21 protein-coding genes are annotated in these 22,618 nt (G+C 60.7%); 6 read left to right on the forward strand and 15 right to left on the reverse strand.

From position 1 onward, the window contains the following. Nucleotides 1-15: 15 nt before the first annotated feature. The 3 genes from AXG89_RS41325 to AXG89_RS41335 are packed head-to-tail and all read right to left on the reverse strand — an operon-like array spanning nt 16 to nt 3,690. Complete coding sequence (locus AXG89_RS41325; protein ID WP_075357399.1) at nt 16-1,527, reverse strand: sugar ABC transporter ATP-binding protein; 1,512 nt, start codon at nt 1,525-1,527, stop codon at nt 16-18. Between the two features lie 19 nt (nt 1,528-1,546). After that, nucleotides 1,547-2,494, reverse strand: coding sequence for a D-allose transporter substrate-binding protein (gene alsB, locus AXG89_RS41330; RefSeq protein WP_075357398.1), 948 nt, complete (start codon nt 2,492-2,494; stop codon nt 1,547-1,549). A gap of 53 nt (nt 2,495-2,547) precedes the next feature. After that, the gene (locus tag AXG89_RS41335; protein WP_119024854.1) at nt 2,548-3,690 is read right to left on the reverse strand and encodes a Gfo/Idh/MocA family protein; all 1,143 of its coding nucleotides are present in this window, start codon (nt 3,688-3,690) and stop codon (nt 2,548-2,550) included. Between the two features lie 173 nt (nt 3,691-3,863). On the opposite strand from AXG89_RS41335, the gene AXG89_RS41340 reads away from it, so the two are divergent. The 3 genes from AXG89_RS41340 to AXG89_RS42710 all read left to right on the forward strand — a co-directional run bounded on the left by AXG89_RS41340 (nt 3,864) and on the right by AXG89_RS42710 (nt 6,184). Beyond that, the gene (locus AXG89_RS41340) at nt 3,864-5,105 is read left to right on the forward strand and encodes an ROK family transcriptional regulator (protein ID WP_062001640.1); all 1,242 of its coding nucleotides are present in this window, start codon (nt 3,864-3,866) and stop codon (nt 5,103-5,105) included. A gap of 139 nt (nt 5,106-5,244) precedes the next feature. After that, nucleotides 5,245-5,760, forward strand: coding sequence for a metal-dependent hydrolase (locus tag AXG89_RS41345; protein WP_075357396.1), 516 nt, complete (start codon nt 5,245-5,247; stop codon nt 5,758-5,760). A 247-nt stretch (nt 5,761-6,007) separates the two neighbouring features. Beyond that, a complete protein-coding gene (locus AXG89_RS42710; protein ID WP_162916249.1) occupies nt 6,008-6,184 on the forward strand; it encodes a hypothetical protein in 177 nt (58 codons plus the stop codon). A 100-nt stretch (nt 6,185-6,284) separates the two neighbouring features. Here AXG89_RS42710 and AXG89_RS41355 read toward each other — a convergent pair whose 3' ends face one another. From AXG89_RS41355 to AXG89_RS41390, 8 genes are all read right to left on the reverse strand, one after another. Beyond that, a complete protein-coding gene (locus AXG89_RS41355) occupies nt 6,285-7,277 on the reverse strand; it encodes an ester cyclase (RefSeq protein ID WP_075357395.1) in 993 nt (330 codons plus the stop codon). A 43-nt stretch (nt 7,278-7,320) separates the two neighbouring features. Then, the gene (locus tag AXG89_RS41360) at nt 7,321-8,475 is read right to left on the reverse strand and encodes a porin (RefSeq protein WP_062001637.1); all 1,155 of its coding nucleotides are present in this window, start codon (nt 8,473-8,475) and stop codon (nt 7,321-7,323) included. 173 nt (nt 8,476-8,648) lie between these two features. Continuing rightward, nucleotides 8,649-9,356, reverse strand: coding sequence for an alpha/beta fold hydrolase (locus tag AXG89_RS41365; RefSeq protein ID WP_075357394.1), 708 nt, complete (start codon nt 9,354-9,356; stop codon nt 8,649-8,651). Nucleotides 9,357-9,378: 22 nt separating this feature from the next. Further along, nucleotides 9,379-10,164, reverse strand: a complete 786-nt coding sequence (locus AXG89_RS41370) for an HpcH/HpaI aldolase family protein (protein WP_075357393.1) — start codon at nt 10,162-10,164, stop codon at nt 9,379-9,381. Nucleotides 10,165-10,227: 63 nt separating this feature from the next. After that, nucleotides 10,228-11,289, reverse strand: a complete 1,062-nt coding sequence (locus tag AXG89_RS41375; protein ID WP_119024856.1) for an ABC transporter ATP-binding protein — start codon at nt 11,287-11,289, stop codon at nt 10,228-10,230. Nucleotides 11,290-11,323: 34 nt separating this feature from the next. Further along, entirely contained in the window at nt 11,324-12,217 is an 894-nt protein-coding gene (locus AXG89_RS41380) for a carbohydrate ABC transporter permease (protein ID WP_197672672.1), read from the reverse strand. Nucleotides 12,218-12,225: 8 nt separating this feature from the next. Beyond that, on the reverse strand, nt 12,226-13,122 hold the full coding sequence (locus AXG89_RS41385; protein WP_075357391.1) for a carbohydrate ABC transporter permease: 897 nt from the start codon (nt 13,120-13,122) through the stop codon (nt 12,226-12,228). Nucleotides 13,123-13,160: 38 nt separating this feature from the next. Beyond that, nucleotides 13,161-14,504, reverse strand: coding sequence for an ABC transporter substrate-binding protein (locus AXG89_RS41390; protein WP_083637545.1), 1,344 nt, complete (start codon nt 14,502-14,504; stop codon nt 13,161-13,163). Between the two features lie 165 nt (nt 14,505-14,669). Between AXG89_RS41390 and AXG89_RS41395 the strand changes: the two genes are divergently transcribed. The 3 genes from AXG89_RS41395 to AXG89_RS41405 all read left to right on the forward strand — a co-directional run bounded on the left by AXG89_RS41395 (nt 14,670) and on the right by AXG89_RS41405 (nt 18,020). Continuing rightward, nucleotides 14,670-15,584 (forward strand): LysR substrate-binding domain-containing protein, encoded by a 915-nt coding sequence (locus AXG89_RS41395; protein ID WP_083637542.1) that lies wholly within the window; start codon nt 14,670-14,672, stop codon nt 15,582-15,584. A 112-nt stretch (nt 15,585-15,696) separates the two neighbouring features. Further along, nucleotides 15,697-16,866, forward strand: a complete 1,170-nt coding sequence (locus AXG89_RS41400; RefSeq protein ID WP_119024876.1) for a cupin domain-containing protein — start codon at nt 15,697-15,699, stop codon at nt 16,864-16,866. Between the two features lie 113 nt (nt 16,867-16,979). Then, entirely contained in the window at nt 16,980-18,020 is a 1,041-nt protein-coding gene (locus AXG89_RS41405) for a LacI family DNA-binding transcriptional regulator (protein WP_162916250.1), read from the forward strand. A gap of 18 nt (nt 18,021-18,038) precedes the next feature. On the opposite strand, the gene AXG89_RS41410 is transcribed toward AXG89_RS41405, so the two are convergent. The 4 genes from AXG89_RS41410 to AXG89_RS41425 all read right to left on the reverse strand — a co-directional run bounded on the left by AXG89_RS41410 (nt 18,039) and on the right by AXG89_RS41425 (nt 22,604). Beyond that, the gene (locus tag AXG89_RS41410) at nt 18,039-19,673 is read right to left on the reverse strand and encodes an FGGY-family carbohydrate kinase (RefSeq protein ID WP_075357389.1); all 1,635 of its coding nucleotides are present in this window, start codon (nt 19,671-19,673) and stop codon (nt 18,039-18,041) included. Between the two features lie 87 nt (nt 19,674-19,760). Beyond that, a complete protein-coding gene (locus AXG89_RS41415) occupies nt 19,761-20,489 on the reverse strand; it encodes an SDR family oxidoreductase (RefSeq protein WP_062001629.1) in 729 nt (242 codons plus the stop codon). 36 nt (nt 20,490-20,525) lie between these two features. Further along, nucleotides 20,526-21,785: a sugar ABC transporter permease gene (locus AXG89_RS41420; protein WP_062001628.1), complete on the reverse strand. Its 1,260-nt coding sequence runs from the start codon at nt 21,783-21,785 to the stop codon at nt 20,526-20,528. 15 nt (nt 21,786-21,800) lie between these two features. Further along, a complete protein-coding gene (locus AXG89_RS41425; protein ID WP_075357388.1) occupies nt 21,801-22,604 on the reverse strand; it encodes an ATP-binding cassette domain-containing protein in 804 nt (267 codons plus the stop codon). Between the last annotated feature and the right edge of the window lie 14 nt (nt 22,605-22,618).

A 22,618-nucleotide genomic window follows, 5' to 3' on the forward strand; every position in this document is an offset into this window, starting at 1 on the left:
CTCCTTCGTGGTCGCTCATGAGGTGGCGACTTGCATGATCGATTCTTCCGTGGCGTCGGCGTTCGCAAGCGTGCTTGCCACCGTGCCGTCCTTGTACACCGCAATGCGATCGCACACCGCAATGAGTTCCGGCAACTCCGATGAAACCATCAGGATCGCCTTCCCCTCGTTCGCGAGGCCGCGCATGATCGAATAGATTTCAGCCTTCGCGCCTATGTCGATACCGCGGGTGGGTTCATCGAAGATGAAGAGGTCGCTTTGCGCAGCAAGCCACTTTGCGATGATCGCTTTTTGCTGATTGCCGCCCGACAGTTCGGTGATGTTCTGAGTCGACGAAGCACAGCGGATGCGCAGCCGCTCCTTGTAGCGCAGGCCGAATTCGCGCTGGCGTGCGCGGTCGATCAAACCTAGCGACAGCGCGCGCCGCGTGCTGCGCAAGGCAGGCGCCACGAAGATGTTTTCTTCTATGTTCAGGTTTTGGAAGAAGCCGGTCGCGCGCCGGTCTTCGGTCACGAATGCAAGCCCTTGCTTGACCGCCTGATACGGCGAGTCGATCGTGATCTCGCGCCCGTTCAGCGTCATGCGCCCCGCCGATTTTCGCCGCACACCGAAGATGGTTTCCATCAGTTCGCTGCGCCCGGAACCCATCAGGCCCGCAAAGCCGAAGATCTCGCCGCGATGCACGTTGAACGAAACATCGCGCACCCAGCCATCGCGGGAGGAAAGATGATCGACGGAAAATACGATGTCTCCGTGCGTGGCATCCTCGCCTTTCGGCCTGCCGTGAACGATCTCCCGGCCAACCATCAGCGCGACGAGGCGATCCGTCGAAGTCGATCTGGCATCGTACGTGCCCACGTACTTGCCGTCTTTCAGGACCGTGACACGGTCGCCGATCAGCGCAATCTCCTTCAACTTGTGCGAGATATACGCCACGCCCACGCCTTCGCGCTTCAGATCGCCGATCACGTTGAAGAGCTTCGCAACTTCGGTATCGGTCAGTGACGAAGTCGGCTCGTCCATGATGATGAGCCGCGCTTCGCTCGCGAGCGCCTTGGCAATCTCGACCTGCTGTTTCTCCGAGATGCCCAGATCGCCCACCAGCGTTCGCGGATCACGCGCGAGGCCGACACGGGCAAGCACCTCACGCGCCTTCGCGTTCATCTTCCGGCGATCGACCACGGGAATACCAAAGCGCTTGATGGTCGGAATGCGCCCGACAAACAGGTTCTCTTCAATACTCAAGTAGTCGATAACGCTCAGCTCCTGATAGATCAGGCAGATGCCGAGCTGGGCGGACAACGAGGGCGACAACCTGGCGTACTCGTTGCCGCCCGCGATGATCGCGCCCGAAGTCGGCTCATAGATGCCGCTCAGGATTTTCATCAGCGTCGATTTCCCGGCGCCGTTCTCGCCGAGCAGGACATGCACCTCGCCGGCGCGAACGTCGAAGCTCACGTCGCTTAGCGCTGTCGTACCGGGAAACAGCTTCGTGATGCCGCGTACGGCCACCAGTGCTTCGTTCATCTGATCCTCGCGAGGCGGTTTACTTCGTGATCAGATGCGACTCGATTGGCAGAAACTCCGGCGTCTTGTTCGGATCGATAGCAGGCTTGTTTTTCAGCGCATCGAGCAACAGGTCGACGGCCTTTGCGCCCATCGCCGCGGAGTCCTGCGCAACCGTTGCGGTCAGCTCACCGCGCTTGACGGAGTCGAGCGCTTCGGGAACGCCATCGGTGCCGACTACAACGACTTTGCCGAGCTTGTCCGCATTCTTCACAGCCTGGGCCGCGCCCAGCGCCATGGTGTCGTTCGCCGCGTAGATAGCTTTCAGATCGGGGTTGCGTTGCAAGATGTTGGTCGTGACGTCGAGTGCTTTCGAGCGATCCCAGTCACCGGGCTGGCTTGCAACCAGCTTGATGGACGGCACCTTTGCGAAGGCCTGCTTTGCGCCATCGCGGCGTGCATCGCCCGACACGTTCCCCGCCTTTCCTTCGATGATCGCGACCTTGCCGCCCGAGCTGCCAAGTTTCTGGGCAATGAAATCGCCCGCTTTATTTCCAAGCGCCACGTTGTCGCTCGAAATGAAAGCGATCACCGCACCGCCCGCCGCTTTCAACTGGCCCTGATCGATTTTTTCATCGATGTTGACCACGTAGATGCCTTTCTTCGTCGCCGCGCTCACGGCTTGAATCAGGCTCACGGGCGAGATCGGCGCAACACCGATCGCCTTGTAGTTCTTGTTCAGCACGTCTTCCACCAGACGTTGCTGCCCCTGGATATCTTCTTCGCTGTTGCCCGCAAGGATGTCGACCGTGACGCCCTTCGCCTTCGCCTCTTTCTGGATGCCGTCGCGCATTGCGACCCAATACGGGTTGGCGAGCGTCTTCAAGACGATCGCGATGTCTGCGGCTTGCGCCGGCGTCCACGCTGCCAGCGTCAATGCCGCTGCTGCAACGCCCGTTGTCGATTTGAGCCAGTTTTGTACGTTCATGCTTCGTCTCCTGTTTTTCCGCGCAAGCGGATTTTTATGTGATGACACACCCACTAGATTTGTTTCCACGCACCCGCTTTCGATGAACCCAGCACCGCATCGATGATCTGCGCCGAGCGATAACCATCGTCGAAAGTCGGCAGGCCTTCGCGGGTCTCGCCGCGAATCACCGCGTATGTATCGGCAACGAAGGCTTCGAAGCATTGCGCGTAGCCTTGGGCGTGACCCGCCGGCAAGGTCGCGAGACGCCTTTGCTCGGCGCTACCGCGCGATGGATCGCGCACGAGCAGGCGCGTCGAGTCGCGCTCGCCGAGCCATAATTTTTCGGGTTCTTCCTGGTCGAACACGAGGCTTGCGTTGGCGCCATCGATTTCGAACCACAAGCGGTTCTTGCGACCTGCCGACACCTGGCTTACGGTCAGCGTTGTCAGGACGCCTGTGCTCGTGCGGAACAACCCACCGGCTATGTCCTCGGTCGTCACCGCTGTTCTCGGCGCCGATGCATCTGGCGTCACCGCTGAAAAGGTCGTGACCGATCCCGCCGGCCTGTCCTTCATCGTGGTCTGGAGCGTCGCGACAACGGATTCAAAACGCTCGCCGCTGATCCATTCAACCAGGTCGCACCAATGCGAGCCGATATCGGCGAATGCGCGCGACGGGCCACCTAGCGTGGCGTCGACGCGCCAGTTGGTATCGTCGCGGCCGAGCAACCAATCCTGCAGATAACTCCCGTGCATCAGTTGCAGCGCGCCCACCGTGCCGTCCTGCACGAGCGCGCGCGCTTCTCGAACCATAGGGTGATATCGATAAACAAAGGGGATCGCCGCCACACGCTGCGCCGAGTGCGCAGCATCTGCCAATGCTTTTGCATCGGCGAGACTGGTGGCAAGCGGCTTTTCGCAGACCACGTGCTTGCCGGCAGCGAGCGCCGCCATGGCAATCGGGTAATGCGTAGAGTTGGGCGTACAGATATGAACGACGTCGACCGACGGATCAGCGATGGCTTCCTCGACACTCGAATAGGCGCGCTCGATTCCCAGTTGCGCCGCAGCCTCCTTTGCGCGCTCCGGGCTCGACGTTGCAATGCCCTTGATCTGAGCGCCGGCCAGACGGCTCGCCCTTGAATGAACGGCGCCCATCATGCCGGCGCCGACGATTGCCACACCCGGCGCGCGCGCCAGTTTTGTCTCAGCCATTTTTTTAAACTCCATTTGGTTGACTGGGACAATACCGAGGCGCGTCTTGGCCGGACATTTTGTATTATTTAATTCGATTTCCGACATAAATACTTTGCCTATCGGCTTGAGAATCTCGCTTGTGGCCAATGCTCGGATTAAAGTAAGCTCGGTTCCCCGAGGCCTCAGCCGCTATGCACACTCAAAGCAATCAACCCGCTCCCTCTCGCCTCGCCACGTTCGACCGCGCTTTCCGGCTCGAAGAGTTCGAGGTTCATAGCAAGCTCGCGAGGCTGATTGCGTCGTCGCAGGGCGTGAGCCGCGCGGACCTTGCGCGCAATACCGGGTTCGCGCGCTCGACCGTCTCTCAATTGATCCAGCCGCTGATCGAATGCGATCTCGTGAAGGAGCAGGCGCAAAGCGCATCGGCGAGAGGACGTCCCGGAACCATGCTCGTGCTCAATCCGCGCGCCGGCGTGATCCTCGTGGCGGACATGGGGGCGACGCACGGGCGTCTCGTGATCTCGGATCTTGCGCAACGGCGGCTTGCCGAGCGGGTCTTTGGCGTCGATGTTTCACTTGGACCGGAGCCGGTCCTCGAATCGATCATCGAGCAATTCCATCAATTGCTGCAGGAGCACAGGCTGCTCGATCAGTCCGTGCGCAGTGTCGTGGTCGGCTTGCCGAGTCCCGTGGATTTCAGCCGCGGCGTTTGCGTGAGGCCGCCGATCATGCCGGGTTGGGATGGCTTTCCGGTATCGGAATATTTGCAGGCGCGCCTCAAGACGCCGGTGCTGGTCGATAACGATGTGAACCTGATGGCCCTGGGCGAAGCACGCACGCGGCCTGCCAATCAATCGCCGCTGCTCTTCGCGAAGGTATCGACCGGAATCGGCTGCGGCATCATTACGTCCGAAGGCATGCTGCACCGCGGCGCCGATGGTTCTGCGGGTGACATCGGGCATATCAGGGTGCCAGGCCGCGACGATGTCGTTTGCCGTTGCGGCAATATCGGTTGCGTTGAAGCCGTTGCTTCGACCAATGCGGTGCTCGCCAACCTGCAGGCGCTGCCCGACTCCGACGCGCAAACCGTGGATGACCTCGTGCGTCTCGTTCGCTCCGGCGATCCGCAAGCGGTGCGCTTGATACGCGCGGCGGCAGAGGAAATCGGCGAGATCATCGCCATGCTCGTGCATATGTACAACCCTGCGGCCATCGTGCTTGGAGGGCGCATGGCGAGGATCAGCGACGATCTTCTCGCGGGGGTGCGTGCAGTGGTCTATCGAAGAGCGTTGCCGCTTGCCACGCGCAGCCTGCTGATCCAGAACACGGCGCTGAATCAATATGCCGGAGCGATTGGCGGCACTGTGCTCGGAATCGAAAGCGCGCTTTCGTCGAAGGGCATTGCTTCCATCCTGCATCCGCTGCACGGCTGAACGGCTGAAACGCTGAAAGGCGGCGCTCGGGTCTGACGCCCGCTCCCTTCACGGAAGTGAAAAAGACAGTAACAGCGACTGTCAATTTCCTCGCGGTTCTGCAAACATGGCGGCCCGTCTTCCAGGCAGTATCGTTCCAATGGCATCAAGCAAAGCACATCACGCCACCGGCTTCGCGGCGGGCGTCATGGCGGCGAGTATCGTCGCTCACAGCGGCACCGTCGGGCCGTTTCACGTGTGGGTCTTGCTGAGTTTCATGGCTGCGGTTGCGGGCGGCACTGCCCCCGACTGGCTGGAAGTGGCGTGGTGGTCACGCACGCGCCGCCTGTGGATCACGCACCGTACTGTGACCCATTGGGGTATCGGCTGGATTGCGCTGCTGGCGGTCTCGTACCATTGGCTCGGGCATGACCGGCTCGCCGCGCCGGCATTTGGATTCGCGTGCGGCGGCCTGATGCATCTGCTCGCCGACTGGCCCAATCCGCTCGGCGTTCCGTGGATCGCCTCGCGTCATTCGCTCAACTGGTGGAATAGCGGACACTGCGACCTGCTGGTGGTCGGCGCGTCGTGGACCGCAGCGTGGTTTATTGCAGGCCACGTCGGGCTGCACGACATTCACGGTCTCTCGCATCTGACGCACTGGCTCGCGCGCTAAAACAACTCCTGCTACGAAGCCTCGTTCTAAAACCGCCACATCGTCGTGTGGCTGATTCCGAGTTGCTTGGCCGCGGAACTGCACCACAAGTGGCACTGGAAAGTATCGTCCATGGGCTCGCCGCAAAGAGAAGATACAACCCGAGAAAAACCGCATCACATGTTCGCCCTCAGTAGCGGCCATTGTTCAACTGGCGCGCGATGGATATGGCGTCGGCGGCATTCCCGGCCTTTTCGTCGCGAACGAGATGCAAAGTGGCGAGTTCGTAGAGCTGCCGTCGAAGCCCGTTCCACCGCCGATCGTTATCTCCCTGTGCAAGCCGGTGAATGCAAGCGCGATGGTGAACGCTGCCGCCAACGCAGCCGATATCGCGTGCTCAGCTTATTCCCACTCGATCAAGAAAGATTTTTTGGAAAGCCTTTGAGTTTTGGATCCTGTGTGGATTTTCAAAAAGGCAAATCAAAAGCCCGAGCTAACTGCGATTCGGCACGAAGCAGGTTGGCGCATTGCTTATAAGTGGCACGCTACGCACCATTCTTGCCTTCCATGTGCGCAAAAATCTGCTTCCAGATCGACACCTCGTCGGTAACGAAAAATTCCGTCATTACCTTGTCTTTCGTGAGATTCGCGTGCGACATGCCCATGACGTAGACAGGCGCGCCGGTCGGTTCTCCAAAATGTCCGAAGCCGCAATGCGTGCCCGTGAGCGACCAGCGCACCGCAACCCTTACTGGCTGCTCAGGATCGCGGTTCACCCGTGCGCTTTCTACTTTGAGCACCGCATCGGGAAATGATGCGAGATAACCAAGCGCGAATGTATCGATATCGCCATGCCCGTAGAGTACGTCCCCGCCGGGTGCATGAAACGCGGCGCCGTGGAAATACATGTCGCGAATCACGGCCGTTTCCTTGTCGTGCCAAAGACGTTGCATGCCGCCGAGATAACGGTGAACGGTTTCGTCGTCGCTTTGCACGGTTGCCTTATAGCGGCTCGGCTTGTCGTGCTCAGGCGTGAAGAAGGAAATCGGCACGCCCTGCTGCAATTCCCGGTCGGTCATGCTGCGGGCGAGCGCGCGCGCACTTGTGCCCAGGCACCGCGCGAAAGCAGCCTGGTCCCGCACGAGCCACTCCTCGATCACGACTTGATCCCGTACCCAGCAATCCGCGATGATCCGGCTGCGAACCATGCGTCCCTCGGCGCGGCCGAGAACGCCGTCGCCGGTATGACGCATCACGGAGGTCAACCTATGCGACGAAAGAAAGGTGCCGTCGCCATACGGCGTCCAGATCACATCCTCGCCAACGAGCTGGCGGTCAGGGAACTGATGCAGCGTCTGCAGTGTCTGCGCCGTGACACCCTTGTTGCTTCCGGTGAATCCGGTCGCGGCGCGCAGCAGGATATCGGGCGCGTAATGCTTGTCGAGCTTCCCGCCGATTCCCCGGTCCTCCCAGATTTCACGCGTGATTCCATAAATGAAGTCCGGGACATCCTTGTACGACCCTAGGTCATAGCTCACCTTATGCTCCTCTCAATTGAAAACTCAAAAAGCTCGCCCACGCTCAGAAACGATGCCGGATGCCGGCTACCACGGCAAGTTGCTTGTCGGTGGAGGAAGCCGATGTAAAGGCAAGCTGCGCAACGGCCGGCCCACCCACGGAATTGGTCCCACTGGCGTTCTGACCATACGCCCACACATACACATCCGTGCGCTTCGAAAGACTATATGTCGTTCCGATATCGATCTGGCGATAAATCGCGCCGGGTGCGCCACCCGTCGAATTCACACGTGTGTAGATAAACGCAGTGCCCGCACTGAATGCCGGCGTGAAATGGTAAAGGTAGTTGATTTCGCCGGTATTCAAGACGCCGGTACCGGAATACCCTTCGGGATTCGGCCCCGAACCGCTGCCCAGCTTGCCAAAGTCGACGTTGCTGAAAGTCCCGCCAATCGTCGAGTTTCCGAACGTGTATGAGGCGCCGAGCGCGCTGATTTGCAGGCTTTTCGCCGATACGAAACCGGAGTAGCTCAGCCCCGACACGGTCACGCCGGTAGTGGTGTTCGTTCCGTCGTACACGGATGTATTTGGATGATCGATATGCGAATACGACGCCGCAGCCGCAAAGCCGCCGATTGTGTAAGTGATGCCGGCGCCGTACGTGCTGTTGTTGGTGACCGACCCGGGCGTGCCTCCGAATGAATACACCGCACCGACAGTCAATCCGTGATACGGATTGCTGACGAACTTGACGGCGTTGTTCAAGCGAAAGCTGGCGTTCATGTTGTTGTTGTCGCCGGGCTGCGTGCCGGGACCGCCCGACCATGCATAACCCGATTCGAACGGCCCCACGAAGGTCGTTTCGAAATCATATTGACGACCCAGCGTGACTGCGCCGTAAGGCGTCGAAATGCCCACCCACGACTGGCGGCCGAACAGACGGCCGTTCTGCCCGAGCTTGCCGGTGTTTGCGTTGAAGCCGTTCTCCAGCTGGAAGATGGCCGCATATCCGCTGCCAAGGTCCTCACGCCCCCTGAAGCCAAAACGCGAAGCGCTCAATGTTCCGCTGGCCAGTTGATAAGCGTGGCCGCCCGCCTGGTTCGTCGTGTACTGGAAGGCTTCGTCGATAATGCCGTACAACGTCACATTGCTTTGTGCATGAGCGCTGATAGCAGCGCAACAGCAGGCAATAGATAAAAGCGCGCGGGTCGGTTTCATTTCACGTGGCTCGTAAAGGTCGTGTTGACGTGCGGAATGTCTTGCGTGGGTTCGGGTATCGGCGCCAAAAAGACACTGACGCCTCAACAGTTGATCTCTCAGCGTATTTTTTATATCGGTTTCCTAACTAATAAGTAATCTATTACTTTCGGCGATCAATCTCCATCAAACGGCTAGGGAATCATTCTCAGCAGCCATTGCTGCATGGCTTGATTACATGCATCAGATGACTCGAGCGTTGCAAAATGGCCGCATCGTGCAATGAACACCGTGCTCGCTTGCGCAAGCTCTTGCGCCATTTCGTCCTGCCGGTCGCGCGGCGTCAACACGTCCGAATCACCGCAAATCAATAGAACGGGCACGGTTATCGATTTCAGCATCGGCCTTGAATCCGGACGATCGCTTGCATAGCGCGACTGGTTCGCAAAGTTCGCCGCGCTCGAATACGCCATCGCCCTGATCAGAGCGGTCAATTCACCACGGTGCCCACATTCAGGCGAAAAGTAATAGGGCAACAGAGACTCATCCAGAACACTTTCCAGCTCGCCTGCATCGACCCGTTCAACCAGTTTCCGGCGTTTCTCTTGGCTTGATTCCGGATCGGGTCGTGCATTGGTCGACACAAGGATCAAGCCGGCCACACGATCCGGCGCCTGTCTGTAAAGCTCCAGCGCAACAATTCCGCCGAGTGAGAATCCGCCCAGCACGAACCGCGGCGGGAGTATCGCAAGATACGAGGCCACCTCGGCCTCCATGGTTCGCTCGCTGCCCAACTCGCATACGACGACTGGCCGCTGCACCGACAACGCGTCGACCTGTGCACGCCAGACACGCGCGTCGCACAGTGTTCCCGGTAGCAAGACAAGCGGAATGGCGGCCACTGCCCTGTTCCTTCAGCGAGTTTCAGTAGCCGCCGCGGGCTGTCGTACCGCCCGCGCCGCGCGCTGCCAGAAGGCGCGACGTGCTTGCGACTGCAAGCGCGTTGGCATCATTGCCAGGTGTCACTAGATGAAACCCCTCCTCCAGCCGGCTGTGCGCCGCGGCGCCGTCGCTGCAGAATATGCCGGCAAGCAGGCCGCGATCACGAGCGCCGCGGAGGATCTGCCCGATCACCTCTTCCAGCCTCGCGTTCGTTTGCATGCCGGGTTTCATGCCAAGGCTCAACGCAAGATCGTTCGGGCCGATGTAGATACCGTCGAGGCCGGGTGTATCGAGGATTGCATCGAGTTGATCGAGCGCTTGCTGCGATTCGATCATGGCAAGCGTCACGACAGTGTCGTTAGCGCAACTGAAATAATCAGGTCCGCCATAAAGCAGTCCGCGCGCCGGACCAAACGAGCGCTGCCCGGCGTCCGGATAGCGGCATGCAGAAACGAATTGGCGCGCCATCTCGGGGGTATCGATGGAAGGACAGATCACGCCGTAAGCGCCTGCGTCGAGCAGCTTCATGATCTCCGGCGGATTGAGCGAAGGACAGCGGACCAGAGGTGTTGCAGGCGTGATGCTGACCGCTTGCAACATGGTCAACGCAGATTCGAAACCCATCATCCCGTGCTGCAGGTCGACTGTCACCGAATCGAATCCTTGGGACGCCACGACTTCCGCCGCATAACTGCTCGGGATGGAAAGCCATGCATTGACGATGGGTTCGCCTGCGAGGAACTTCTGTTTGATTAAGTTGGGACGCATGGTGACTCGTTCTCCTGGTTCAAGCTTCAAGCTTGTGCAACTGAATTGGGGCAGCCCCGACCGTCAGCCGGTTTTGATGCGCTCGCCGGTCGTGCCGTCGAACCAGAACATCTTCGATGGCTCTGGCCGCACGATGATCCGGTCGCCGTCGGTGTATCGAATGGATTTGTCGCCTTTGACCACAAAGTGCTGGCCGGCAAGTTTCAGCGTGATGAGGGTGACGTCGCCGAGCAGTTCGAACGCGAAGATATCTGCTGAAAAAGCGCCTGGCTGATCGCCCGTGCCGACCACCACGTCTTCCGGGCGCACGCCCAGATAAAGCGGCCCGTTGCGTGGAGGCGCGATGGGAAAAGCAAGCCCGTCCGACATGACAAACTGACCACCCCTGCCTTCCCCTCGCAGCAAATTCATGGCCGGCGAGCCGATAAAACCCGCGACGAACGCATTGGCCGGTTCGTTGTAGATCTTCTCGGGCGCGTCGATCTGCTGAAGCACGCCCTCCTTCATGATCGCGACGCGCGAGGCGAGTGTCATCGCTTCGACCTGATCGTGCGTGACGTACACCGTCGTGACGGCAAGCTCGCGTGCGAGGTGCTTGAGCTCCGCGCGCATCGACCCGCGCAGCTTGGCATCCAGATTCGACAGCGGTTCGTCCATCAGGAAAACGCGCGGCCGCCGCACGATGGAACGCGCAAGCGCCACACGTTGACGCTGACCGCCGGATAACGCCGCGGGGCGGCGCGTGAGCAACTGGCCGAGTTCGACCCGGTCCGCCGCACGCCTGACTTCGCGATCGCGCTGCTCGCCGGTCACACCCCGCAGCTTGAGCGGATACCCAATATTGTCGTACACGCTCATGTGCGGATACAGACCGTAGTTCTGAAATACCATCGATACATTGCGTTGCCGTGGCGGCACGCCGTTCATGCGCTCGCCGTCGAACATCAGTTCGCCGCCGGTGGGATCTTCGAGGCCCGCGATCATGCGCATGGTCGTGGTCTTGCCGCAGCCGGACGGTCCGAGCAGCACGAGGAACTCCCCTTCGGCAATACTCAGGTTCAAGTCCTTGACGGCGTGAAAGCCACCCCAGTTCTTGTTGATGCGATTCAATGTGACCGTAGTCATGAACGTCGCCTTAAATAAAGAGTTGGAGCACGGATCAGCGGACAGCGCCGGCCGTCGTACCGCGAATCAGATAGCGCTGCATGAACGAAGCGAACAGGAACATCGGCAGCATGATCAGAATGCCGGTGGCGGAAAGCAGCTGCCACAGATCGCCCTCTTCGCGGTTGAACAGGCTCATGGCGACTGGCAGCGTGACTGCATCTTCCGAAGTCAGGATCACGGCGATGATGAAATCGTTCCACGACAAGATGAAGCAGAAGATGCCCGCTGTGACAATGCCCGGCAGCGCGATCGGCATGATCATCTGGTAGAGGACCTGGAGACGGGTCGCACCGTCTATCAGCGCGGACTCTTCAATATCGATCGGAATCTGATCGATGAAACCCTTGATCATCCAGATTGCGAACGGCATGACGAGCGCGGTTTGCACCACGATCAACGCCAAGCGCGTGTCGTAGAGTCCGAGATCGCGGAACATGAGGAAGAACGGCAACACGATCACCACTGGCGGCAGGAACTGCGTGGCGAGCACGGCAACCAGCATCGACTTGTGCGCGAAGAGCCTGAAGCGCGAGAACGAGTACGCGGCGGCAGTCGCGATCGGCAGCGTGATGACGACCGTGCTCATGGAAACAATGATCGAGTTGATCAGTTTGTCCTGCACGCGAAACGGCTCGCGCATGATCTCGAAGAAATTGCCGATGGTCGGCGTAAACGTCACGCGCAACTTGTAGATATCCACGTAGTGCTTGAACGCGGCGGACAAGATCCAGAGCAGCGGCAACACGATCACCACGAACAGCAGGGCCATTGCAACGCCGCGTCCAAACCAGCCCAGCGAAGCGCGAAACCTGTGCGGTGCGGTGTAGCCGGCGGGGGATGCGGATTGCGTATGCGGCAACATGTCGGGAATGGATTTCGAGTTCATGTCGTTCCTTATTTCCCACGCTGTGAAAGACGGACATACAGCACGGTCAACGCCATCATCGGTATGACGAGGAGCCAGCCGAGCGCCGACGCATAACCCATGTTCAGGTACTTGAAGCCCTGGAAATAGATGAAGTGCGTGAGTGTCTGCGTTGCCTGCCCGGGACCGCCATTCGTGATCATCACGACCTGGTCGAATACTTTCATTGCGAAGATGGCCTTGAGGACCATGGCAACCGCCAGAACCGGCCACAACTGCGGCAGCGTAATCGAGAAAAACACTTGATGCGGGGTTGCGCCGTCTATCTCGGCCGCTTCCTGGCTTTCCTTCGGCACCGACGCGAGCGCGCCAATGAAGATGAGCGCAAAGTACGGCGTCCAGTGCCACACATCGCTGGATAAAACCAGCCAGAACGCCGCGGTTGCGTTGCCAAGAATGTCGATATCTTTCAGATGCAATGCGCGGCTGATTGCGCCGGCCACGCCGAAGTCGGCGTTTGCCATGAAACGCCAGAGCGCGCCGATCAACGCGGGGCTCATGGCGAACGGCAGGATCAGCATGGAGCGCAAGACCGCGCGAACCAGACCGCCGCGAAACAGCAGTACGGCGATTGCGAGCGCGAACCCGACGGTCAGCACCACGGAGGCCACCGTGAAACGCGCGGTGACCCACGCCGAATTCCACATTGACGGGTCGGTGAGAGCACGCGTGTAGTTATCGAAGAGATAACCTATTTGCGAGAAGCCGTCTGAGGGCAACCATAAGGACTTCGATTCATTCGCGCGGCCGAGATTCCAGTCGCGAAAGCTGAGATAGAAGGTCGTGACCAGCGGATAAAGCGCCGTGCCGAGCACGATCAGCAATCCCGGCGCAACCATTCCATACTTGGCGATACGTTCAGACATGACACATGTTCCTCAAGTGGACCCGTTCTGCTCGAGCTCTAGCGAAGCGCGCGCTGCACGACATGATTCGCGCGCTGCGCTGCCGTATTCATGAGTGCATCGACGTCGCCTCCCGACGCCGCCTGGTTGATCGCCACCGAAGCAAGATCTGCGACCTCCGGCCAGTAGACGACTTCGGGCATCGGCGCGGCATTGCCTTCGAGCGCCGCTTTGGCCGCCAGCAAGATGTGATCGTTTGCTGCATTGACCTGGGGGTCGCCCATGCTCGACCAGCGGTTCACCACACTGTTCACAACGGCAAATCCATTGACGTTGCGCTCGATCGCATTGCGTTTGTCCAGATCGGAATTCGTGACCCATTTGAGGAACTCCCACGACGCGTCCTTGTGCTTCGAGTAAGCCGAGATGGAAACCGGCATCACGTTGATGACCGTGCTCGGCGGATCGCCTGCTTTGTAGGCCGGCATGGGCGCAAAGCCAACCTGATCCTTCGTGAGCGTCGAGTCTTTAGGATTGGTGGCGGCTGAATAAGCCCATTGCCAAATTGGCAGCACCGCGCTTCTGCCCTGCTGGAAGGCGACGCGGCTGTCTTGTTCCACATTCGACGTCGCGCCCGCCCCGCACAGGTTGTTCTTGGTCATCAGGCCGACGTACTCGCGCGTGGCTTCCATGGCTTTTGGCGAGGTCCATGCCGGATAGCCCCTGTCATCGAGAATCCGGCCACCCGCGCCGCGCACGAAATCGGCCCATGCAAACAGGTTCTGGCGGTTGCCATCCGCGCCGTAGTAACAACCGAGCGGCGCAACGTCCGGGAAGGCTGCACGAATCTTCGGGCCCGCATCGATCAGGTCTTGCCAGGTCTTTGGCGGCTTCAACCCGAGCTTCGCAAAGATGTCCTTGCGGTACAGCATCATTTGCACGTTGCTGCGTAACGGCAGTCCGTTGAGTTTGCCGTTGATGGTGAGGGCTTCGAGAAATGCGGGCGGATAGTCGTTGAGGTCGAGCTTGTCGCGCGCAATGTAATCGTTGAGGGGCATCAACCAGTATGCGTAGGACGCGCCCCACTGATCCAGATAGTTCACCACGTCGAAGTTGCCGTTCGCGGCTACGCCCACGCTCGTGACTTTTTCCTGCAGCGCCTTGAACGGCACGAAGGACCACTTCACTTCTATGCCGGTCAAGTCGGTGAATTCCTGTGTGCGTTTTTGCAGCGCAGTGAACTGCGGAGTCGATACCGCCATGACCTTGATCGACTGCCCTGCGTACGGTTTGCCGGCTTTTAGTGCGTAGGGTGCGGGCTCACCGGCTGCCACGGCCGTCGTCACGACACCGGTGACGGTCATCGCGACATAAAAGGCAGCACAGGCAAATCGATGAAACATGATCGTCGCTCCATTGATGCGTTCGAGGCTTTAACCAGACATCGGCCGGGCGTTGACCGCGCTTTGATTTACTGCTTGTCCTTGCATGGGAACAAATTTGCGCCGGTCAATTTGTTCTGTCTAATATATTATTCATTGGAGTTTCATACGTTTTAGGAATGAAACATGATCGACTTGCGCCAGCTTCGTTATTTCGTCGTGCTCTCGGAAGAGCTCAATTTTGGGCGCGCGGCCGCGCGCCTCCACATCACGCAGCCGCCTCTTAGCCAGCAGATCATGCAGTTGGAGGCGAGCCTGGATACGGCGCTCTTCATTCGCGGCAAACGCCCGCTCAGGCTGACTCACGCAGGTGTCGAGCTGCTCTCGGGCGCGCGCCGGCTGCTGGCTCAGGCAGACGTCGTTATCGAGCATGCGAAGCTTGCCGGCCGGGGCGAACGAGGCCGCCTCGGGATCGCTTTCGTGGCAGGCGCACTGCCTCAGCTCTTGCCTCAATGCATTGGCGCCTATCGCACACGGCATCCCGACATACGCCTCGAACTGCGGGAAGGCGTGACGCAAAGGCAGCGCGAAGCGATCCTCGCGGGGGAGATGGACATAGGGTTCGTGCGGCCGATCGGCAATGACAGCGGCGAACTCTCCACGCGCACGCTGATCCGCGAACCCATGATGCTGGCGCTCGGCGAATACCATCCGCTGGCGCACCTCGAACGCGTGCCGGTCGAAGCACTGGCAGCCGAACCGTTCATTCTTTTCAGCCGCAAGGACGCGTTCTACTTCCACAAGATCGTCTCGGACATTCTTCACGAAGCCGGGGTCGTGCCCGAGATCGTGCAGGACGCAACCCAGCTCTACACGGTCGTGGCGCTGGTATCGAGCGGCGTGGGGCTTGCGATCGTTCCGGCGTCCGCGAGGCACATGCGGTTCCCGGGCGTCGCCTTCCGGCCACTCGATATTGACAAACCCGTCAGCGCCGTCCTGGACCTGATCTGGCGATCCGACGACGATCATCCTGCGTTGATAAATTTCATCGACATTGCGGTGGCGCAGGCTGCGCATTATCTCGAAACCGATATCTCCTGACGATCGGGCCAGCACGCCGGTTTTTCAATGAACTTGCCCTTTCCGCCTGTTTTGCATTAGCCTATGCATTCGAATGCATAAAATCGCAAAAAACGGGAACGGAGAAGTGAACATGAGTGAAGCAGAGACGCTCGACCAGGCCGCGGCGAAGAGCCGGCTGGTTCTCAGATCGAACATGGTGGCGTGCAAGGTCGCGTTCATCGACTGCAAGATGAAGGGGTCCGAGCGCAAGGAAAATTATTCGCTGATCGGGGCAGGTGTGTCGCAAAGCGAAGACCAAGTGGTCAATCTGCGCGAACCACATGGCTTCAGTCTTGGCGTTGCGGCCATGCCGCCCGGTGTCGTGAACAATCTCCATGTGCATTACACGGCAGAGGTCTTCATGATTTTCAGCGGCCGCTGGCTATTCCGGTGGGGTGCGAATGGAGACGAAGGCACCGTGATCGGCGAGCCCGGCGACGTACTGAGCATCCCTACCTGGATCTTTCGCGGCTTCAGCAATATTGGCAATGACGACGGCTGGATTTTTTCGGCGCTTGGCGGCGATGACACCGGAGGCATCATCTGGCATCCATCGATCCTCGAACAGGCGGCGCGACACGGGCTTTACCTGACCAAGGAAAATCTCCTTGTCGACACCAGCAACGGCACAGCGAAGCCTGCAGACGATGCGCTGCTCGAGCCCATCGACCAGGAGACAGCCGAGAGCCTGCGTCACTATTCGCCCGATGAAATGCGCAAGCGCATGGTCACGGTCGCCGACCGGAAATGGTCGCGGCATGCCCTTCTCGGCAGTGTGCTGCCGGGCCATCGCGCAGAGGTCGCAAGTATCGTGGGCTTCGGCATCACGCAGGACCGCAACCAGCAGGCCGACATTCTCTATCCACACGGGTTTTCCATCGACTGGTTGCGGATCGATCCGGGGCAGGAGATCGGGACTCATCGCGTGGATGCCAAGCAGGTCCTGATCGTATTCGACGGTGAAGCCGAATTGATCCTGAACGAGGGCGCCGACAAGACGCCCGTTACCGTGCCGCGCCAGGCCTTGTACTCGGTGCCGGCGAACGTCTGGCGCTCCGTCAGATCTGTTGGCGACACACCGCTGCTTGTGGCGGTCACGACGACGGGCGACCAGAAGAAGCACATCGTATGGTCTCCGGCGATCGTCGCGGCGGCGGCCCAAGAGGGGTTCGGCGTCGACCATAACGGCTATGTGGCGCCGCTGCGCCTGTTACCGTACGAGACTCAGCAAGCTGTCGCTGCAATCAGCCTGACGGCCTGAGCGGGGCGGCCCGGTTAGAATCGCACTTTTGACCGCGAAGTCATTCGGTATCTCGCCAGGTCAGTGATTCAGCTCCGTCCAACACCCACGCCATGCCGCCAATAGACACCGCCTTGCCCCGCCCTGCCCGCGCGACGTCCTACGACGTTGCGCTCGCTGCGGGCGTGGCGCAATCGACCGTATCGCGGTGCTTCCAGAAAGACAGTCCTATCTCCCCGGACACACGTGCGCACGTGCTCGCTATCGCGGAAGAGCTCAACTATCGGCCAAACGCGCTGGCGCGATCGCTCATTCTCGGGCGCTCCGAGGCGGTTGGCGTCATCGTCACAAAATACACACTGCGATACAACCCCGATGTCTTGTTTGCACTAGGCGAGGCGTTGGCTGCGGCAAACTCGAAGTTGCTGCTTATCACGGTCGAGAGCGACCAGGCGGTTCATGACACGCTCGGCCGTGCGCTGGATTTTCCACTCGATGGACTCATCTCCTGCGCCGACCTTTCGGCCGCCGACATCAGGGCCTTCCAGCGACACGACGTGCCTGTCGTGCTCTTCAACAGGCATTCCACGGCGCGGCGCGTGGATAGTGTCGCAACAGACAATGCGAACGCGTCGAAGCGCATCGCCGCAGCATTGCGTAAAGCGGGACACAGCCGCTTTCTATGCATTGGCGGTCCGGAAGATGCGCCCGTGAGCCGTGCGCGAATCGATGCTTTTGTTGAAGAAGCACAGCGTCTGGGCGCAAGGCAGATCGTTTCGCTGCATACCGACTTCTCTTATGAGGAGGGAAGCGCAGCGACGGCCGCCGCTTTCAAAAGAGCGAATGGAAACATCGACGCGGTCTTTTGCGCGAACGACCAGATTGCCCTCGGCGCGCTCGATGCATGCCGATTCGATCTCGGCCTGAGTGTTCCCAAGGACATATCGATCGTCGGCTTCGACGACGTGCCCGATGCGTCGCGTCCCACTTATATGCTGACCACGGTTCGTCAAGACGTTCGGCAACTCGCGAGCGAGGCCGTCCGCATGCTGGCGCTCCGGCTCGCAGCTCCATCGCGGCGCGCCTGCACGGTCATCGTACCCAGCAAGTTGATCGAACGTGGATCCGCGAATCTCTTCAGCGCAGATCGGATCAGCAGCGCGGATGTCCGCTGAAACGGCACAAACCGCGCCCTATCGAATTGCCCGCGCCACCGTCTGCAACTGCGTGAAGGCCTGGAATCTGGTCTCGTGCAGGGCGGCGAGATCTCCCGCCGCCGGCTCATAGGTCGTGCTGATCTGCGACATGCTTCTCATCGCCGAGCGCACATTGGCGAACTGGCCGCCAGCCACACCGCCCAGAATCGCGGCGCCCAGCAAAACAGGTTCGTCCGCCTCCGTGGCAAGCACAGGCTTGCCGGTGGTGTCAGCAAGCAGTTGCCGGACGAGGTCGAGGCGCCCCGCGCCACCGCTGATGGTCACTCGCTCGATCGGCGCACCGGCCGCAGCCTGAACTTCGATGATCTGGCGAAGACCGTATCCAATGCTGCAAATCCCTGCTATGTACAGCGCGACCAGGCTGTCCAGATCGTGGTCCATGCCGAGGCCCGCGATCACCGCTCTGGCGTTCGGGTCGGCAAAGGGCGCCCGATTTCCCAGGAACTCGGGAACGATATGCAACCCCTTCGCCAGCATCACCGTAGCGGATGAACTGGCCGATGCCGCCACCGCAAGACCTGCCAGCATGACCGGCAAGGATTGGCCCGCCTGCTCCGCGCGCTTGCGTGCGTCGGGTGTTGCGGGGTGCATCGACAGCAATTGTTCGATGGCCGCCCCGGCTACCGACTGGCCGCCTTCGTTGAGCCACGTTTCGGGCACCATTGCCGAGAAATAGGGGCCCCACACGCCGGGCACGAAGACCGGCTCGCGGGTCGTGGTCATCGTGCACGACGACGTACCGAAGACGTAGGCCAGGCACGACTCGATTTCACCTTCGGCGCCGACCGTGCCAATTCCACCGGCATGGGCATCGATCACTCCAGTCGCAACCGGCGTTCCTGTGCGCAAGCCGAGCTCCGCCGCGGCGGCGTCCGTCAGCCCGCTTCCCAGCGGCGTTCCCGGATCGACCACCGTCTGGCCGATGCGCGCAAACGCTTCGTCGGCCAGCACGCCCAGACCCACGGCTTGAAAATAATTTTCATCCCAGCGCCGCTCGTGCGCCAGATAAGTCCATTTGCAAGTGACCGTGCAAGTGGATCGCGACAGATCTCCGGTCGCGCGCCAGGTCAGGAAGTCGGTCAGGTCGAAGAACTGCCACGCCGCTGCAAAGATGTGCGGCCTGTTCTCGAGCAGCCACAGCAGCTTCGGCGTTTCCATTTCCGGCGAGATCTTTCCGCCGACATACTTCAGCACCTCGTGACCGCCGGCGTTGATGCGCTCCGCCTGATCCAGGGCACGGTGATCCATCCACACGATGATGTCGCGCTCTGCCTGCTCCGATGGCCCCACGGGCAGCGGCCGGCCGCCTTCTCCCAGGACGACGAGCGAGCACGTGGCGTCGAAGCCGATGCCGGCGATCTCATCGGCGGATAGTGCCGACTGCGACAGCGCCTCTCTCACGGAGGTACAGACGGCCTGCCAGATCTCGCTGCTCGACTGCTCGACGATAGAACCGCTTGCATGGAACAACGAGATGTCGTGCTTCGCAGAAGCAACCATGCGCCCGGCAAGATCGAAGATGCCAGCGCGGGCACTGCCCGTACCTACATCCACGCCAATGACATAGCGCGCATTGTCTGCTGCGCCGGATTTCGGGTCTTCTGAAGTCATAGCTTACGGCCTGTCTGGGAAGCGCTGCAGATGGTCAGGCGGACACGAGCCATACACGGCCCGCGTCCTTCACAAGTCACTCGCGCGTCAAAGATCGACGCTGTTCGGAAGGATAACAAGATCGCGGATGGTCACGTTGCGCGGCCGTGTCAGCATGAACAGCACGGCGTCGGCGACTTCCCTGGGCTGCATCAGGCTGCCTGAGGCCAGCGCGTCGTCCATCTTGGCCTTCGGCCAGTCATCGAGGAGCGCCGTAACGACCGGACCCGGCGCTACTGCGCCTACGCGTATGCCGTGTTTGGAAAGCTGTCGCCGGATGGTGTGCACGAACGCCTGCACCGCGAATTTGGAGGCCGTGTAGATGGGCTCCCACACGACCGGAACGATCCCCGCAATCGAGCTCGTGAAAATGATGTCGCCGGATTGCTGCGCAACCATGTGCGGCAGCACCGCGTGGACCGACCGGAACGCCGCGTTGATATTCAGGTTGAGCATGCGGTCCCACTCGTCGGGGTCTCCGTCCACCACTTCACCGCCGACATACGCACCCGCGTTGGCATGGAACACATCGAGGCCGCCTGCGCGCTCGAGAATTTGTGGCAATAGCGTAGAGACCTCAGCCGGACGCAGCAGGTCCATCGGCAGGGGCAACGCGTTCGGCCCGAGTTCTGCGCAGAGTTGTGTGAGCCGGTCGGCAGCACGGTCGACCAACACGACCTTCGCACCTTCGGCGAGCAGCACGCGCGCACATTCCAGACCAATACCCGATGCCGCTCCGGTGATGGCGGCAACCTTTCCCTTCATCATGTCAGTCATTGACTGCTCTCCTAAATTGCGTGATTCCTTCGTGCTTCAGGCGCGTCCATGCGAAACGCGGGACTGCCGTGCAAGCGAATCGACGACGACTGCAATAGCCAGCACCGCGCCGGTGATCATGAAGCGCAGCGAGGACGACAGGTTCAGCAATGTCAGGCCGCTCGCGATCGACTGGATCACGATGATGCCGAGCACCGCCGAGTAAGCGCTGCCGCGGCCGCCGAACAGGCTGGTGCCGCCAATCACCGCCGCTGCGATGGCGTTCAGGTTGACGTCGCCGGTACCGGCCTGCTGGCTGGCCGAGGCGAGCCGCGCGGCAGTCAGCACGCCGCCGAGCGCCGCTAAGCCGGCACACAGTACGAAGGCGCTGGTATAGATCCGGCCGACGTTGATCCCGGCACGCCGCGCCGCCTCGTGATTGCCGCCGACGGCGTTCATCGAGCGGCCCCATTGGGTGCGCTTGAGCGCGTAGTCCATGGCGACCGCGAGGCCAAGGAAGACGCCGAACATCAGCGGCACGCCGCGTCCCTGATTGAGGTACGCGACCACGACTTCAAGCAGCACCGTGACGATCACACTGCGCACGAGAAGGCTGCCTGTCGAGGATGCCGACAGATTCGATGCACGGCGGCGCTCGCGCGTGCGCAGGCCGATGAACAGGATCACCGCGCCCGGGACCAGCGCAAGAAGGTAGGAAATGACCGCAGGGATGATGATCAACTGTCCGAGGTTCACCATCGCGGAGCCGTAAGGCAGGTTGATCGAGCCGGTCGCGCCGAGCACATACAACTGCATGCCGAGGATGGCGAGCAGCCCGGCCAGCGTCGCGACGAAACTGGGCATGCCGAGACGGTTCAGCAGCAGCGCGTAAAGCGCGCCGACCGCGGCGCCCACCACTATCGCAGCCGCGATCGCCAGAAGCACCGGCCAGCCATGATTGACCCAGAGCGTGCCGACGAGCGCGGAAGCGAAACCGCTCATCGAGCCAACCGACAAGTCAATCTGGCCGACCATCAGCACACAGACAATACCCAGCGAAATCACGCCGACCGTCGAACAGTCGAACAGCAGGTTCACGAGGTTATCGGCGGAGAGGAAGACCGGGTTCAGGCTCGTGAACACCGTCCAGATGATGATCAGCCCTGCAACGACGGGCAGCGATCCCAGGTCGCCCGAGCGCACCCGGTCGACAAAAGCGCTGAGCGTGCCGCCGACACCGGTGGCGTGCTTGACGCGAACATCACTGCGATCAAGCAGCGTGGGCGGGGTCGAACCGCCTTGCGTTTCGTTAATCATGATCGTTCCTTGGATTTAGACGCTCTGCCCGGCCTGCTGCCGGCCGGCGCGCCGTGATACGGCATTTTCAGTGGCGCCCGTGATCGCGGCCACCAGTTCCTGGTTCGACGAGTCGGGGTAGAAAACCCCGTTGTTGCGCCCGAGACGCAGCACGACGATCCGGTCCGCCACCGCGCGGACATCCTCCATGTTGTGGCTGATCATGATCACGGCGTGTCCGCGATCGCGCACCCGCTCGATCAGGTTCAGCACTTCGGCTGTCTGGGCGACACCCAGCGCAGCCGTGGGTTCATCGAGCATGATCAGTTTCGGGTCCAGCAGCAGCGATCGGGCAATCGCCACCGTCTGCCGCTGGCCGCCCGAAAGAGACGCAACCACATCGCGCACGCTGGGGATGCGCGCAGAGAGTTCGTTGAGGAGCGTCCACGCGCGTACTTCCATTGCCACTTCGTCAAGGTGCAGCGGGTTCAGTTCGCGCCCCAGGTAGATGTTGGCGACGACATCGAGGTTCTCGCACAGCGCGAGATCCTGGAAGACCGTCGCGATGCCGAGATCGAGCGCTGCGCCCGGATCGGGCAGCGTGACCGGCTGGCCATCGAAGGTGATGGTGCCGGAACTCGGCTGATGGACGCCCGCCAGCACTTTCACCAGCGTCGATTTTCCGGCGCCGTTGTCGCCGACCAGCGCGACCACTTCGCCCGCGTGCACATCGAGTTCAATGTCGGTCAGTGCGGAGACCGCCCCGAAGTTTTTCGAAACGCCGCGCAGGCTGAGCACCAGCTTGCCGGGCTTGGATCGTGTCGTGGAATTGTCAGTCATGGAACGGGTACCTC

Source organism: Burkholderia sp. PAMC 26561 (assembly GCF_001557535.2).
In the GTDB taxonomy this organism is placed as follows: domain Bacteria; phylum Pseudomonadota; class Gammaproteobacteria; order Burkholderiales; family Burkholderiaceae; genus Caballeronia.